Here is a 16394-nt window from a genome sequence, read left to right as displayed (position 1 = left end):
AAATAAGGAGGATTATGACACTAAAAGAACAGTTAAAACAAAACATCATTGACGCAGTTATAGAGTTGCAAAATGAAGATTTTGTTAATAAGGATCTTATTGTTAAAGATTTAGTTTTTAATATCACTCAACCTAATGTTCCTGACAATATTAACATCGACCAAGTTGTTTATGACTTTAGTACAAATATTGCATTTATTTTAAAAAATCATTGTGCTGTTAAAAATCCAATTGAAGTAGCAAATAAATTGGTTGCTAAAATGTCAAATTCAAATATCTACCAAAAAATAGACATTGCTGTACCTGGATTTATCAATATTGTTTTAAGCAATCAATTATTTTTATCAACAATACAAAACATTAACTTAAATCCTGCAAAATATGGAGCTGACTTTATTAATAAAGAACATGTTAATGTTGAATTTGTTTCAGCTAACCCAACGGGATTTTTACATGTTGGTCATGCTAGAGGTGCTGCTTATGGAGATTCTTTAATTAGAATTTTAAGACATGCTGGTTACGATGTTGAAGCCGAATATTATGTAAATGATGCAGGTAATCAAATTAATGTACTTACAAATTCAGTTTATGTAAGATATCAAAACTTATTTGGTATTGATGCACAATTACCTGAAGATTGCTATAGAGGTCAAGATATAGTTTGATGTGCTACAAAAATTAAAGAAAAATATGGTGATTATTTCTTAAATGCTGATGAAGCTAAATTAAGTGAATTATCAACTGTAGCCAAAGATATTATGCTTGATAAAATCAGAGAAGATCTTGGTAGATTAAATGTTTCATTTGATACATTTGCTTCTGAAAAAGAAATTAAAGAAGATGGTTTAATTGAACCAGTTCTTAAAAAATTAAGCAAATACACATACACAGAAGATGGTGCATTATTCTTAAAAACCAAAGAATTTGGCGATGATAAGGACCGTGTGCTTATCAAAGCTGATGGAAATTACACTTATTTCTTACCTGATATTGCTTATCACGAACTTAAGTTCCAAAAGTCACCTAAACTTATTAATATCTGAGGAGCAGACCATTCAGGATACATTCAAAGAATGAAAATTGCAATGCAATGTTTAGGTTACAATCCAGACAATTTAGATATATTAACTATTCAATTAGTAAGATTAATCAAAGATGGAGAAGAATTTAAAATGTCTAAAAGAGCTGGTACAGCAGTTACTTTACAAGATCTTTTAGATTACTCTTCAGCTGATGCAGTTAGATTTATGATGCTCACTAGGGAAATCAATAATAAATTTGATTTTGATATTGATGCAGCTAACTCAACTGATGTTAATAACCCTGTATTTATAGTTCAATACGCTCACTCAAGAGCTGTATCGTTATTAAATAGATTAAAACAAGAAGAAGTTAATAATCAAATTAACTTTACAAACAAAGCTAAAAAACTTATTATTGAATTAGACTCATTCCCTGAATTAATTAAAACAATTGTGTCAACTTCAAAAGTAAACTTATTAACACAATACTTAATTAATTTAGCTAAATCATTTAACAGTTTTTATGCTGAAACTAAATTATTAGGTCACGAAGATGAAGCAACATATGCTCACCTTATCAAATCAGTTCAAGCAATTTTAGCTCTTGGACTTAACTTAATTGGTGTTTCTGCACCTTTATCAATGTAATTAAAGGAGAATTTATTATGTACAAAACAATGTTAGAAATCGCATACGAATTAGTATCATCACGTCCAACAGACGAATTTGCATTCATGGAAATCTTTGACAATGTTGAAGACGAGTTAAGATATGACTGAGAAGACAGATTCGTTACAATGAACACACCATATGAAAAAGTTAGAGAAAGAAAAATTGGTGAGTTATACCGTTTATTAACAGTTGATAAAAGATTCAATAGACTTGCAAACGGAAACTGAGAATTAAGAAATATCTAATAAGTAGGTTTTTATGTCATTAGTTAATGCAAAAGATATGCTCAAGAGAGCTAAAAAAGGTAAGTACGCAGTTCCTCATTTTAATATTAATAACTTAGAATGAACAAAAGCAATTCTTATAACATGTCAAGAAATGAATTCACCTGTTATTTTAGGAGTTTCTGAAGGAGCACTTAAATATATAGGTGGATATGAAACTGTAACAAGTTTAGTTTCAGGTCTTATTAAGGACTTAAAAATTTCAATTCCTGTAGCTCTTCATTTAGATCACGGTTCATTTGATGCTTGTGTTAAAGCTATTGAGTCGGATGGTTTCACTTCAATTATGTTCGATGGTTCACACCTCCCATTTGCTGAAAATAAAGAATTAACTCAAAAACTTGTTTACTTTGCTCAAAGCAAAAATATGACTGTTGAAGCTGAGGTTGGTTCAATCGGTGGTGAAGAAGATGGTGTTATTGGAAACGGTGAAATTGCAGATATTGAAGAAGCTAAACAATTAGCTGCTGAAAAAATCACAGTTCTAGCAGCAGGAATCGGAAACATCCACGGTAAATATCCAAAAAACTGACAAGGTCTTAATTTTGAAGTTCTTGAAAAATTATCAAGTGAAACTGGTTTAGGAATTGTTCTTCACGGTGGTAGCGAAATTCCACTTGACCAAATCCAAAAAGCAATAAGTTTAGGTGTTACAAAAATTAACATCAACACTGATTTACAATTAGCAAACCACGCTGCAATTAGAGAATTTATTATTAGCAACAAAGATCTTGAAGATAAAAATTATGATCCTAGAAAACTTTACAAACCTGGTTATGAAGCTATGTGTAAGGTAATTAAACAAAAAATATTAGAGTTCGGATCAAATGATAAAGCTTAGCATCATCTTGATGCTTTTTTTATACACATTATTTCTAAATAGGAATAAAATTATATTTATATACAAATAGAAAAGAGACAAGATGAAATTTAAAAAATTATCTTTATTCAGTTCACTTGCAATTTTACCAGTTGCTACTACATTATCTATTTCATGTGGTAATAAAAACGATGTTCCAAAAGAACCATCAAATCCTATTAATAATGCAAATAGTGAACTTATCCAAAAACTAGAAACAGTTAAAACTAATTATTCAACTGACAATAATTTGGTCGAATTAGTTGACGGCTACAAAAATAAAATAAACTCAAACAGTACTAATCAAGATTTATTAACTCAAGCAGGAAATGTTGTAAAAGTTTTTGATAGTGCTAATGAAATGACTGCTGAAATTAGACACCAATGATTTTTAGGTTCAAAAACATATAACAATTTAACTGAAACATCAAGATTTTTAAGACAAACTTATGCAAATGAGCAAAACTTAATTGAATCACTTAATAAAATTGATGCGAATTTAGAAATTTATAAAAGTAAATTATTTTTAGCTTTTGCTAGTCAGCAAGAGATGGATTACTTATCATCATTAAATTTACAAACAAGTTTAGGTTTTAGCACAACAATTAAAAAATCATTACCACAAAACTATGCTGTTGTTGATATGACAGGAATTGTTGATGGTGACACATTATATGGTCCATATATGAATTTAGTTAGTGGTATTCAACCAGGAACTCAATCAACTAATCGTAATGGTAGAAGTCTAGGATTAAGATCTAGAGGAATCGATACTCCTGAAACAGATAAAGGTTCAAATTCAGATGAATTAGCTTCAAAAGAAAATTATTGGGCTCAAATTTCTAAAAAATACTACGTAGAACAAGTTCAATCACATGGTTTCTTCTTCTACTTTAATAAGTTCAAAGAAGATAAATATGGAAGATGAGTTGTATCATTATATCCAGATGAAAGAAAAAATCCTGATTTAGAGTTTGGGAACCAGCTTATTAGAGCAGGTTTAGCTAGAGTTGCTTACATTACATTAGACTCTTCAGATAAAGATTTCTACGCAAAAACTGAAGAAGAACAAACAATGTATCACACAATTAAGAATTCTCAAAATTATGCAAAAGAAAATAGATTAGGTTTCTGAATTGACCCAATCGAAGATGTATTTTATAAGAACCCTAGAAAGAACTGATAATTTGATCAAGCGAATGCTTGATTTTTTTATCTAGTTTGATTAGCTTAAATTATGCATATTAGATATGCATATATCAGTTAGTAAAAATAGACATTTTTTTACTTTTATCATATTGTACAAGCTTTAAAAGTAAAAATGAACTTGTACAAATATAACAATCTATTTTTCTGAAAAATCTATATAATATTTTAATAAATATGTAATATTTATTAAAATTTACATTCACACATGGAGGTATAGATGTCTGAAGTTAAAAAAGAGCATAACTATGACGCAAGTAATATTCAGTTTTTAGAAGGATTAGAACACGTTAGAAAAAGACCTGGTATGTACATTGGGTCAACATCTAAATCAGGTTTACACCACTTAATTTGAGAGATTGTAGATAACTCTGTCGATGAAGCTATGGCTGGTTTTGCCAATAGAATTGATATTATCATTACACAAGATAACTCAATTATTGTTGAAGATAATGGTCGTGGAATTCCTGTCGATACACACGCAAGATTTGGAATTAGTGCACTTGAAGTTGTTTTAACAAAACTTAATGCTGGTGGTAAATTCGAATCTAATGCATATAAAGTTTCTGGTGGACTTCACGGGGTTGGAGCTAGTGTTGTTAATGCTTTATCAGACTCATTTAAAGCTTGAGTTAAAAGAAACGGGAACTTATACTATGCAGAGTTTGCTAATGGTGGAAAAACTATTAAGTCAACAGAAGTTATTGAAAAACTTGCTAACCCAAATGAAACAGGAACAAAAATTCAATTCCATCCTGACTATTCAGTTATGGAAGAATTGCCATTTGATAAAGAAATTATTTTAGACCACGCGAAGCAAATTGCACACCTTAACAAAGGTTTATATGTTTCAGTATCTGACTACAGAGATAACACACACTATGAATTCTTATATGAAAATGGAATTATTGACTACGTACACGAATTAAGCGACGGTTACAAACCAGTTACACCTGTTATTTATGCAGATGGAGAATTTGCTGTTAAAAATAATAAAGATGAGGATGTTGTTATTGGTGTTGAAGTTGGTATGCAATACTTATCTGATTTATATCGTGGAAACATTATTTCATATACAAACAACATTTCAACACATGAAGGTGGTTCTCACGTTTCTGGTTTCTATGATGCTTTAATGCGTTTAATTAATAACTACGCAATCGAAAAAGGTGTTATTAAATCTGAAAGTGACAAATTTACTCGTGACGATTTAATTGAAGGTGTTACAGCAGTTATCTCAATCAAACACCCTGATCCAGAATTTGAAGGACAAACAAAAGGGAAATTAGGTTCAAAAGATGCTCGTCAAGCTGTTAACAGAGTGTTTAGTCCAATTTTAGAAAGATTCTTAAACGAAAACCCTGCTGATGCTAAGAAAATTATTGAAATTGCATCTATGGCTAAAAAAGGGCGTTTAGCTTCTAATGCAGCTAGAGAAAATGCAAGAAGAAAAAATGTTTTCGAATCAGGTGGATTACCAGGTAAATTAGCTGACTGTACATCTAAAAATCCTGAAATTTCTGAATTATATATTGTCGAAGGGAACTCAGCTGGTGGTTCAGCTAAAATGGGTAGAGATAGAAAAACTCAAGCTATCTTACCATTAAGAGGGAAAATTATTAACGTTGAAAAATCTCGTCAAGAAAAAGTTCTTTCTTCAGAAGAAATTTCATCATTAATGACAGCTATTGGTACAGGCTGAGGAGAAACATTCAACATCAACAAATTAAGATACCATAAGATCGTTATTATGACCGACGCCGACGTCGATGGTGCTCACATTAGAACTTTATTATTAACATTCTTCTACAGATACTTTAGACCTTTAATCGAGTATGGATTTATTTACATAGCTCAACCTCCTTTATACAAAATTCAACAAAATAAATTTGTTGAATACGCTTTCAACGATAATCAAAAAGATGAAATAATCGCAACATTAAACCCAAGTCAAAAAATTACAATTCAACGTTACAAAGGGCTTGGAGAAATGGATCCTGAACAACTATGAGAAACAACTATGGATCCTGAACGTAGAAAAATGCTTCAAGTGCAAATTGAAGACATTTACAAATCAGATTCAATTTTTGAAACCTTAATGGGTGAAAGAGTTGAACCGAGAAGAGAATTCATTCAAAAGAATGCAAAATACGTAAAAAATATTGATTTATAATGTAAAAAATGCACATCCAAAAATGAACTGGATGTGCTTTTTCTTCACTAAAATTTAGGCTTAGATTTAAAACTTTATTGCAACTAATTTTTAACAAAAATTACAAAATCCTAAAATTACATTAACGGAATATATAAAATTTTTTGAACCTCAAAAATAAGGAAAAACTTTTATCACTTACACACTATTCTAAAAGTCAAAAATTATTTTAAAAAAATATTTTTATGCTCATAATTTTATTTACTAAAAAGGAATATGATATAAGTGCGACAATATATTGTCGCAACAAAAGGAAAATTCTTTTATATATCAAAAAAATATTCTATTATTTTAAAATTTAATTTATTCAGTCACAAAATAGACAGACATTTATTAATATCATTTATTATTAATTATTAAAATTATTAGGTTTTTTATACAAGTTTATTATTATCAATAAAGATATTCACTATATTTTTGTTATATATTATATTTAGTTGTTTTAACTTTTTATTTTTATCATTATTTTATAGAGTAAATTTTGCATTTACACTTCTTTAAAATAAAGAAATTTTAATCATATTTATTCGAGTAATTTTGTAAATTTAAACACACAGTTTGTCATATATAAATTTTAAATTTTCAAAATATTAACTATCTTTATTAATTAGTAGATATTAATATTCTTTGGTAATTCCATAGATTGCTCCTTTATTAAAATTTATTTTTTCAATTAAATAATTTGGTTCAAGAGTCGTCGCTTGAACCAATTAGAAAATATACATATAATATCCTATTAGCACATCCAATTTAATGGTAGTTGGATGTGTTTTTTGTACAAAAAAAGATGCAAAAAGCATCTACATTTTGTTCATTTTTTCCTCAATTTTAAGCAAATTATGAATTGCTTTATTAACTGCATCAGTTGCAGCTTGTCTACTTGTAGCCATGACTTCAGCAACTTCTGCATATGATAAATCTTGTTCATAATATAACTTAAAAACTTGCTGTTGATTTTGAGTTAATAAATTACCATATTTATCAAATAACTCTGTGTATTTAATTACGTTTTCTAATGACTTATTGTTCATTATCGATTAATGCTTTTGTCATTTGATAAATAAATAATTCAAGATCAAATTCTTGTAAGTCATCTAGTTTTTCACCTAAACCAACATATTTAACATCAAGGTCATATTCATCTTTAATTGATAAAACAATTCCACCTTTTGATGTTCCATCCATTTTGGTAAGAATAATCCCAGTTAAGTTAGCAATTTCTTTGAAGTTTCTTGCTTGAGATAATCCATTTTGACCTGTAGTTGCATCAAGAACTAATAATGATTCATGTGGTGCTGAAGGTTCAAATTTTCTAATAACACCAATCATTTTTTCAAGCTCTTTCATAAGGTTAACTTTATTTTGCAATCTACCGGCAGTGTCGATGATTAATAAATCATAATTTTCTTCTTTAGCTTTAGAAACAGCTTGATAAACAACACTAGAAGGATCAGCCCCTTCGTGAGCAGGTTTAACAATTTCTGCACCAATTCTTTGTGCTCAAACACCTAATTGATCAACAGCACCGGCCCTGAAAGTATCAGCAGCAGCAATTAAAACTTTTTTGCCTTCTTTAACATATTTGTTTGCTATTTTAGCAATAGAAGTTGTTTTACCTGATCCATTAACACCAACAAAAACAAAAACATTTAATCTACCAACTTCATAGTTTAGATTTGTGTTAACAACTGAGTTGTTTGTGTAAATTGTAAACATTTGATCAGCAACAATTTCTCCAATCATTTTTGGATCGTCAATGTTGTTTAATCTAATTTCTTGTTTAATTCTTTCTACCATAACATCAACTAATGAAGCATTAATATCAGACATAATCAATAGCTCTTCAAACTCATCAAAAAAGTCTTCATCAAGTTTTACGTGTCTATTTTGTAGCTCTAAAAGTTTTTTTCCAAATGATGCAGAAGAATTTAAACCTTGTTCATATTTTTTAAATTTCTCACTTGTGATTATTTTCTTATGCTCTTTTTTGTCTAATTCTTCTTGAACTTGTTCAACATCTTTAGGTTTTCTATTGAAAACCTTATTTACTAAATTTTTAAAAAATCCCATATCTATATTTTACTTTATAAATCAAAATATCACATCAGCTAAATAAAACAAAAACCATAGTGTGCAAGTCGTAAAAATAAAAATATATTTGTGCTTTATATTGAGTATAGGTATTTAAATATAGTAAAATAATTTTATGAGTAGTTTAGTAATGGTAGCTATGCAAGTAATATTTACTTTAATCATTTATTACTGTGCATATAGATTAATCAATTACCTTAAATTAATTAAGGGTAGATTCGCATACAAAGATATGCAAATGAAATCAATTTATTCAGCATTAGCTGGATTTGGTTTCTTTGCAATTAGCTTAATTTTATTTGTTTTAAATGCTACAGAAGTAATTAAATTAATTGGTTCACAAGTTAATGAAAAAACAAAAACAACCGAAACAGTAACACTTTCATTCAGTGCAATTTCAGTTTCATCAATAGTATTCTATTTATCTTGTGTTATGCTCGCAGTTTTAATTTCATTTATGATTATTGTGATTGTATTTGTTCAAAAATCAAGAATTCAAATTTCTAAGAAAGAATTTGATGAATTTGATATCGAAAAATATGACATTAACATTCTTGGTTCATTCACAAGAGCAAACAAATATTCAAGAAACATACCTGTAACATTCAAGGATCAAGTTGGGAATATGTTGTTTTTTAAGAAATTTGGAACAAAAATGTTTTTAAGCAAAATTGTAGATCAATCAATTTTCTTTATTTCACAATCACCATATGTTAATAAAGTTTATGAACAAAATGAAGTGACTTTTACAGAAGATACATTGTTAGCCTCACATTTTAGCAACAACAAAGAATATATCCTTTTTGTGCTTAAATCAGCACAAAAAGAAGTGTCAGTTATTAACAAAATTGATGAAAAATTATTTGAGGAAATAGTACTTAAAAAGTTTGCATAAAGAGCTTAAATGCTCTTTTTTTGTAATAAATTAATATAATTAATTTATTATGCTAAAATAAAAAGGAATTTAAAGAGGTACGTAAAAATGAGTGTTGATAGAGAAACTAAATTATTTAAAAGAATGAAAATTCTTGCAATAAATGATGATGAAGAATTGAAAAAAGAATACGAATGGTTGTATAAAACATTTTCAAACACTTCTGTTTTCATCCCGAAATACATCAACACCATTTCAAACACTAAAACAATACCTAAATCAGATTTGTATAAACCTCATGAACAAATCTTAAAAATCAAAGAGCAATTAAATAAGCTTGAATTAAATCTTGAAATCAATTCAATTGACTTCATGGATGATTATGTAATTTTCGATAATAATCTACCTGAATTAAAATATGTCCTAAATTCTCTTTATCCAGAGAACAATAAACAGGCAGATACAAAAAGTACAAAAATCAATAAAAATAAAATAAAACTTTAAAGAGGTAAATATGAGAAAAGTTAATATAGCTATTGATGGTCCGAACGGTGTTGGTAAATCAACTGTTTCAAAAAATCTTGCTCAAAGATTACATTACACTTTTATTAACAGTGGTTCAGTTTATAGAGCGATCACATTAAATGCTCTTGAACACAATATTTTAACAACTGATACAGCAGGTGTAATTAAATCTCTTGAAACAATCAACATTGAGTTATTGCCTAACGATATAACTTTATTAGATGGAAATGATATCTCACTCAAAATTAGAGCTGACTATATTTCAAAAGTTACTCCTACTGTGGCTAAAATACCTGAAGTTAGAGCATTTGTTGTTAAATTTATTCAACATATGACTTTAAGACATAAGGGTTATATCATTGATGGAAGAGACACAACTTTCAGAATTCTACCTCATGCTGAAGTTAAAATTTTCTTATGAGCTACACCAGAAGTGAGAGCGCAAAGAAGATATGAACAAAACAAAATATTAGGTTACAACACAAACTACCAAGAGGTTTTAAAAGAAGTTGAATTGCGTGATCAACAAGATATCTATAGAGAAGTTGATCCATTACACAAAACAGAAGATGCTATTTATATTGATTGTACTGAACTAACAACTGAAGAAGTTGAAAACAAAATTATTGATATTGTTAACCAAAAATTAAAAGCAAAGAAGGAACAAAATGCGTAATACAGTTGCAATTGTAGGAAAACCAAATGTAGGGAAAAGTACTTTTTTCAATAAGCTTGTAGGAAGAAAAGTTTCTATTGTGCACGATGAACCTGGTGTCACACGTGACAGACTTTACGAACGTATTGTTTGAACTGGTCACGAAATTAAAATCATTGACACTGGTGGAATTGAAATTGAAAACAGACCATTCCAAGAACAAATTCAAATCCAAGCTAAAATCGCTATTGAAGAAGCTGATGCAATCATCTTCTTATTTGATGGAACTAGTGAAATTACAAATGATGACTTATTCATTATGAACATTTTACGTAGATCTAAAAAACCAATCATTGCTGTAGCTAACAAACTTGAAGACACTCAACAATTCGATTACTCTTGATATAGTTTAGGAGTTGATCACATTTATCCAATTTCAGCTCTTCACGGAGAAGGAATCGGGGATGTTTTAACTAAATGTATTGAAGTTTTAGATTATTCAGACCCTGAAGAAATCGATGCATTTAATTTAGCTATTATCGGAAAACCTAACGCAGGTAAATCTTCACTTTTAAACAATTTAGCTAAAGAGGAACGTTCAATTGTTTCAGATATTGCCGGTACAACTCGTGATTCAGTTACATCATTAATTGATATTGATGGAAAAACATACAATGTTATTGATACTGCTGGTATAACTAAGAAGTCAAAATTAGTTGAATCAGTTGATCACTATGCACTTATGCGTGCTATGAACTCACTTTCAGAAGCTGATTTATCACTTATCGTTATTGATGCTTCACAAGAAGAAGTTTCACACTTTGATTCAAGAATTATCGGTTATGCATTAGATAATGAAAAACCAGTTATCATTGTAATCAACAAGTGAGACTTAATCGAAAAAGAAACAAATACAATGACTGAATATGAAAAAAGACTTAGAAACAAATTCCACTTTGTTCCATGAGTTCCATTTGTATTTATTTCAGCTAAATACAATCAAAGATTAAACAAACTTTATGACACAATTAACTTAGTTAGAACAAACTTAGAACGTCAAATCAAACCATCATTATTATCAAACTTGATCTTAGAAACTCAAATTATTCAACCTGCTATTCCATTCAATGGTGGTAGATTAAATATCTACTTTGCAAGACAAGAAAAAGCAAAAATTCCTACATTCACTTTCTTTGTTAACAATAAAAAATACTTGCACTTCTCATACCAAAGATTCCTTGAAAATCAATTGCGTCAAACATTTGATTTTAGAGGTTGCCCTATTAAAATGAACTTCAAAAACAAGAAAGATGCTATTGAATAGTTAAATCTTGTTAAACTATGCATATGATTTCGATCATATGCATTTTTTACACATTTTGTGAAAAAATAGAATATTTTTAACTTTTTTCTTTGCTTTTTTTGAATAGCAATTAGAAGATTGAATGCTAATTTAGTTTTATTAGTCCTTAAATCTTCTCTTATAAGTTATTTCAGTAATTTTGTTTTGAAATCACTGACTTAAAAGTATTATTTTTACTTGCAACAAGTAAAAATAGATATTAAATTTTAATATCTTGAAAGGAAATTTAAGAAATGCGAAAGCATTATTTTTTATCAGTGCCTATATTGGTATTATGAATTTTAATTAGATTTTTAATTATTACTCTAATTTTATCACTACTCTTGTCAGCTAATGGAGGATATGCTGCTGGTGTGAGCCCTGTTGTGATTCTTGTTTTACTTTTAATTAGTGGAATTAGTATAGCTTATTTGTTATGCAAATCATTGGTACAATTAGAATTTGAAATACCAACATAACTGTCGTAATTTTATACATAGTAGGATTTTTCTTCTCGATTTGTACAATTGTTGTAGTATCAATAGCTATTCATAAAAAACTATTCTAGTAATTATTAGATAAGATGAATTTAATGGATGATCAAATGACAGTCATCCATTTTTTATCGACACATAAAACTCTCTTAACAACATGAAAAATAAACTTAAAATAAAAAAGATAGCTTAACGCTATCTTTGAATAAATTAATTAACCTTCTTAATATCTTTTCATAAATAAGGAAATCTTTTTGGTGTATTTTCTAATTTCTTAATTGAGACAATGTAATTTTCTCTATCAATATTCTCATCAATGAAAGGCCTTATTGAACATTGAACTTTAACATCTTTTAAAATGCTCTTTGCATCATTAAGTTCTTCATTAGCTTTTTTACCTTTTAATAAAGATAATGAACCATTAACTTTAACTAAGTGTAAAGCAGCCATACTTAAAGCTTTTACAGTCGCTACAGCTCTTGCTGTAACAACATCGAATTGATTAGTTTCCTTTACATCTTCAGCTCTATATTTGTAAACAGTTACATAATCTGATAAGTTTAACTTCTCAATAACTTCGTTTAAGAAGTTAACTCTTTTTAAAAGTGGTTCATATATAACCACTTTGTTTTTAGGCTTTGTTAACACATATGGAATTGATGGGAAACCTGCTCCAGCTCCAATGTCTAAAATAGTTCCACTTTGTAAGTCTTTAGTGATTTCAATCATAAATACTAAAGATTCGTAAATACCTTCATTTCAAAGTCTTTCATCTGAAAAACCAGTTAAATTCATAACTTTGTTTTTCTCTTCAATTAGATTAACATAAGCTTCAAATAAACTAAAATCTCAGTTATTTTCAATGCATAATTCTCTAACAAGTTCTTTACTTCTCATAATTGTAATTATTTATTTGTTCCTTTATTTCTGCATATACATTTGTAATGCTTCCACCATTTAGAGATGCATTAATCACTTTTCCTATAAATTCACCTAATGAAACAATTTGTAATTTTGAGTATTTTTCTAGTAATTCATTGTTATCAATACTGTCTGTAACAATAACTTTTTCAATGTTAGGGTCATTTTCGAAAATATCAAACCCTTTTGAAAACACACCGTGTGTTGCAACAACAATAATTTTATTAGCACCATTATCTTTTAATGTTTGTGCCGCTTTTTTAATTGTTCCACCTGTATCAATAATATCGTCCACAATAACTGCATTTTGACCTTTGATATCACCAATAATACCCATTACTTCAGTTTGATTATCAGCATTTCTTCTCTTGTCGATAATTGTAATTTTAATTGTGTTTGCTATTAATTCAGCAAGTTTTCTAGCTCTTACAGTTCCACCGTGGTCTGGAGATACAACTGTGAATGATGTATTAAGTTTTCTTAATGCTAATGCAAGTGGATATTGTGCTCTTAAATCATCGACAGGAATATCAAAGAACCCTTGAATTGAAGGGTTATGTAAGTCAACACAAATCATTCTAGTAGCACCTGCTACTTGAAGTAAATTAGCAACTAATTTAGCTCCAATCGGTTGTCTTCCTGATGCTTTTCTATCTTGACGAGCATAGCCATAGTAACTTAAGCATACATTAATTGAACCTGCGCTTGCCCTTTTAAGTGAGTCAATAAATAACAATAATTCCATTAAATTATCATTTACAGGTTTTGACGTTGAAGCAATGATGTAAACATCTTTGTTTCTAACAGTTTCTTCAGCTACTCACATGGATTCACCATCAGTATAAACTGTTCTTGTCGCTTTTGAAAGTGGTATATTAACAAGTTCAGAAATCTTTTTAGCTAATTTTTCTGAATTATGCATACCAAAAATAACTGTTTGATCTTTATTCATTTTTCCTCATTTATATTTTACCCTTTTTGTTGCTTTATTATTTAAATAAAAATATTAAAAAAATACTTTGTTTTATTTTTTCTGTGTTATAATATTCAAGCAAAAAGAAATGCCCAGGTGGTGGAATGGTAGACACAAGGGACTTAAAATCCCTCGGTAGCAATACCGTGCTGGTTCAAGTCCAGTCCTGGGCACCAAAAAATGTGCGTCCTTAGCTCAGCAGGTAGAGCAAATGGCTTTTAACCATTGGGTCAGAGGTTCGAATCCTCTAGGACGTACCATTTCAAGAAATTGACCGAGGAACCTTGAAAGGTTCTTTTTTTATTCCTTTTTTTACTTTTACAGTAGTGAGCTAGCCAGATAAGTAAAAAAAACAATTTCTTTAATTTATAAAAAAGAGCAAGAAAAAAACCAACTATTTCTAGTTGGTAAAATAAGGTCATCTTTATGAAATGGTGCGAACGAATGGACTTGAACCATCGACCTCACGATTATCAGTCGTGTGCTCTAACCAGCTGAGCTACGCTCGCATAAATGTACTTCTATTATAGCATAAAACTATAAAAACAGAAGTACAAAATATTATTAATTTTATTAACGTTTTGAGAATTGTCTTGCACGACGTGCTGCACGTAAACCTGGTTTTTTACGTTCTTTAGCACGAGCATCTCTTGTAAGCATTCCAGCTACTTTTAAAGCTGAACGATATTCAGGGTTAGCTTCTAATAAAGCACGTGCAATACCTAATCTAATAGCACCTGCTTGACCACTAAGACCACCACCACTTACGTTTACACTAACATCAAATGTTCCAAATGTATCTGTTAAAACAAAAGGTTGGTTAGCATCTTTTAAGTAAATGTCAGATGTTAAGTATTCTCTAGCTTCACGGTTGTTAATAACAAATTTACCTTTACCTGGTGTTAATCTAACACGAGCAACTGAAGATTTTCTTCTTCCTAATCCACGGTACATAACTGTTTCTTTAGCCATAATTATTTAACCTCTAATCTTTCTGGTTGTTGAGCTTCGTGTTTGTGGTTTGGTCCAGCATACACAAATAAACTACGACGTTGTTTGTTTCCTAATTTTGTGTGAGGAATCATTCCACTTACTGCTTTTTCAATTAAAGCTGTAGGTCTTTTAACTCTTAATTTTGCTGCTGTAATGCTTTTTAATCCACCTGGGTATCCTGAGTGTGAGTAGTAAATTTTGTTTTCTTCTTTTTTAGCTGTTAAAACTACTTTTTCTGCATTTACGATGATAACAAAGTCACCCATATCTGCGTTAGGTGTAAATGTAGGTTTGTTTTTCCCTCTTAAAATTGATGCAACTTGAGCAGCTAAACGCCCTAATACTTGTCCTTCAGCATCAATAACATATCATTTTTTGTTAGCTTGTTGAGTATTAACTATTGTTGTTTGTCTCACGCTATCCTCCTATATACGTTAATAATAAAAAATTTATCTCGGTTTATAAATTTATAAATTGCTTATTTATTATACCACATAAGTTTTTTTATACTCATTTTTTTACATATGGTTTATTATGTTTTTTAGACCTATAGTCTAGGTATTTTATATATTTTCTTAATTAATTTTATTAATCAATTTTCATTTGCGATAACATGAAAATTGCTGCTGTTTCTGCTCTTAAAATTCTTGAACCTAATGAAACAACTTTTACATTATTTTTTGCAGCTAAATTGATTTCTTCATCTGAAAAACCACCTTCAGGTCCAACTAAGAAAATAACATCACTATCAATTGGTTGTGGTAAATTTGATGAAATATCAATTTTTTCATGCGCTATATATTTATTTTGAATTGGCAGATTTAACACTTGTTTTAATGTCATTAATTCAGTTAAAACTGGAATTTTATTTCTGAATGATTGCTCAGCTGCATTTTGCAAAATAGTTTTAAATCTTTCATATTTTGAGCTAAATTTATTAAATTTAAGTAAGTCGTGATTTGTGTATTGAGTTTTTAGTGGAATTATTTTTGTAACTCCAAGTTCTGTAGCTTTTTGTAGCGCTCATTCAAAACGATCCAACTTAATTACAGCCATTGCAAGAACAACTTCGTATTTATGTTCGTGATTTTGTTCTATTTTTTTAATTATTTTCGCTGCATTATTATCTAATACACATTCATAAAATTCTTCATTATAAACACAAATAAAAGGTTTTGTGTCTATTCTGATAACTTGAAGATGTTTTAATGTTTCTTTTGATAAAACAAAAGAGTCATTGTTTTTCTCTGTTACAAAAAATCTATTCATAA

Annotated in this window: 16 protein-coding genes and 3 tRNA genes; 11 read left to right on the top strand and 8 right to left on the bottom strand. The window is 29.1% G+C overall.

Annotated elements, in window-relative coordinates; all coding sequences use genetic code 4:
- The first annotated feature begins 14 nt into the window (after positions 1-14).
- From argS to VBM88_RS01885, 5 genes are all read left to right on the top strand, one after another.
- Positions 15-1670: an arginine--tRNA ligase gene (gene argS / locus VBM88_RS01905; RefSeq protein ID WP_323680309.1), complete on the top strand. Its 1656-nt coding sequence runs from the start codon at positions 15-17 to the stop codon at positions 1668-1670.
- Between the two features lie 17 nt (positions 1671-1687).
- A complete protein-coding gene (gene rpoE, locus VBM88_RS01900) occupies positions 1688-1939 on the top strand; it encodes a DNA-directed RNA polymerase subunit delta (RefSeq protein ID WP_323680308.1) in 252 nt (83 codons plus the stop codon).
- 13 nt (positions 1940-1952) lie between these two features.
- Positions 1953-2819, top strand: coding sequence for a class II fructose-1,6-bisphosphate aldolase (gene fba / locus VBM88_RS01895; protein ID WP_323680307.1), 867 nt, complete (start codon positions 1953-1955; stop codon positions 2817-2819).
- Positions 2820-2901: 82 nt separating this feature from the next.
- On the top strand, positions 2902-4023 hold the full coding sequence (locus VBM88_RS01890; protein ID WP_323680306.1) for a thermonuclease family protein: 1122 nt from the start codon (positions 2902-2904) through the stop codon (positions 4021-4023).
- Between the two features lie 240 nt (positions 4024-4263).
- Positions 4264-6216: a DNA topoisomerase subunit B gene (locus VBM88_RS01885; RefSeq protein ID WP_323188650.1), complete on the top strand. Its 1953-nt coding sequence runs from the start codon at positions 4264-4266 to the stop codon at positions 6214-6216.
- Positions 6217-7055: 839 nt separating this feature from the next.
- On the opposite strand, the gene VBM88_RS01880 is transcribed toward VBM88_RS01885, so the two are convergent.
- The gene (locus tag VBM88_RS01880) at positions 7056-7286 is read right to left on the bottom strand and encodes a sigma factor-like helix-turn-helix DNA-binding protein (RefSeq protein ID WP_257089415.1); all 231 of its coding nucleotides are present in this window, start codon (positions 7284-7286) and stop codon (positions 7056-7058) included.
- Entirely contained in the window at positions 7276-8325 is a 1050-nt protein-coding gene (ftsY, locus tag VBM88_RS01875) for a signal recognition particle-docking protein FtsY (RefSeq protein WP_323176648.1), read from the bottom strand. Before ftsY ends, VBM88_RS01880 begins: the two co-directional genes overlap by 11 nt.
- Positions 8326-8461: 136 nt before the next feature.
- On the opposite strand from ftsY, the gene VBM88_RS01870 reads away from it, so the two are divergent.
- From VBM88_RS01870 to der, 4 genes are all read left to right on the top strand, one after another.
- The gene (locus VBM88_RS01870) at positions 8462-9241 is read left to right on the top strand and encodes a hypothetical protein (protein ID WP_323176649.1); all 780 of its coding nucleotides are present in this window, start codon (positions 8462-8464) and stop codon (positions 9239-9241) included.
- 87 nt (positions 9242-9328) lie between these two features.
- Positions 9329-9724 (top strand): hypothetical protein, encoded by a 396-nt coding sequence (locus tag VBM88_RS01865; RefSeq protein ID WP_323680305.1) that lies wholly within the window; start codon positions 9329-9331, stop codon positions 9722-9724.
- Positions 9725-9734: 10 nt separating this feature from the next.
- Positions 9735-10421 (top strand): (d)CMP kinase, encoded by a 687-nt coding sequence (gene cmk, locus VBM88_RS01860; RefSeq protein WP_323680304.1) that lies wholly within the window; start codon positions 9735-9737, stop codon positions 10419-10421.
- A complete protein-coding gene (gene der / locus VBM88_RS01855; protein ID WP_323680303.1) occupies positions 10414-11724 on the top strand; it encodes a ribosome biogenesis GTPase Der in 1311 nt (436 codons plus the stop codon). Before cmk ends, der begins: the two co-directional genes overlap by 8 nt.
- A 722-nt stretch (positions 11725-12446) precedes the next feature.
- Here the strand turns inward: der and rsmG are convergent.
- Both rsmG and VBM88_RS01845 read right to left on the bottom strand, forming a co-directional pair.
- Positions 12447-13133 carry a 16S rRNA (guanine(527)-N(7))-methyltransferase RsmG gene (gene rsmG / locus VBM88_RS01850; RefSeq protein WP_323680302.1) on the bottom strand — a complete coding sequence of 229 codons (687 nt, stop codon included), beginning with the start codon at positions 13131-13133 and terminating at the stop codon, positions 12447-12449.
- Positions 13123-14109 (bottom strand): ribose-phosphate pyrophosphokinase, encoded by a 987-nt coding sequence (locus VBM88_RS01845; RefSeq protein ID WP_323680301.1) that lies wholly within the window; start codon positions 14107-14109, stop codon positions 13123-13125. Before VBM88_RS01845 ends, rsmG begins: the two co-directional genes overlap by 11 nt.
- 111 nt (positions 14110-14220) lie before the next feature.
- On the opposite strand from VBM88_RS01845, the gene VBM88_RS01840 reads away from it, so the two are divergent.
- Both VBM88_RS01840 and VBM88_RS01835 read left to right on the top strand, forming a co-directional pair.
- Positions 14221-14306 (top strand) — tRNA-Leu (locus tag VBM88_RS01840).
- A gap of 8 nt (positions 14307-14314) precedes the next feature.
- A tRNA-Lys gene (locus VBM88_RS01835) sits at positions 14315-14390 on the top strand.
- Positions 14391-14562: 172 nt separating this feature from the next.
- Here VBM88_RS01835 and VBM88_RS01830 read toward each other — a convergent pair.
- The 4 genes from VBM88_RS01830 to VBM88_RS01815 all read right to left on the bottom strand — a co-directional run bounded on the left by VBM88_RS01830 (position 14563) and on the right by VBM88_RS01815 (position 16392).
- Positions 14563-14639: transfer RNA gene (locus VBM88_RS01830), tRNA-Ile, on the bottom strand.
- Positions 14640-14703: 64 nt separating this feature from the next.
- Positions 14704-15102 carry a 30S ribosomal protein S9 gene (gene rpsI, locus VBM88_RS01825; RefSeq protein WP_257089391.1) on the bottom strand — a complete coding sequence of 133 codons (399 nt, stop codon included), beginning with the start codon at positions 15100-15102 and terminating at the stop codon, positions 14704-14706.
- 2 nt (positions 15103-15104) lie between these two features.
- Entirely contained in the window at positions 15105-15539 is a 435-nt protein-coding gene (gene rplM / locus VBM88_RS01820) for a 50S ribosomal protein L13 (protein ID WP_257089389.1), read from the bottom strand.
- A gap of 172 nt (positions 15540-15711) precedes the next feature.
- The gene (locus tag VBM88_RS01815) at positions 15712-16392 is read right to left on the bottom strand and encodes a 16S rRNA (uracil(1498)-N(3))-methyltransferase (protein ID WP_323680300.1); all 681 of its coding nucleotides are present in this window, start codon (positions 16390-16392) and stop codon (positions 15712-15714) included.
- Between the last annotated feature and the right edge of the window lie 2 nt (positions 16393-16394).

This window comes from Mycoplasma sp. 1232, assembly GCF_034863345.1.
In the GTDB taxonomy this organism is placed as follows: domain Bacteria; phylum Bacillota_I; class Bacilli_A; order Mycoplasmatales; family Metamycoplasmataceae; genus Mycoplasmopsis.
The sequence above is the reverse complement of the archived record's forward strand: the minus strand, read 5'-3'. Positions and strand labels throughout refer to the sequence as shown.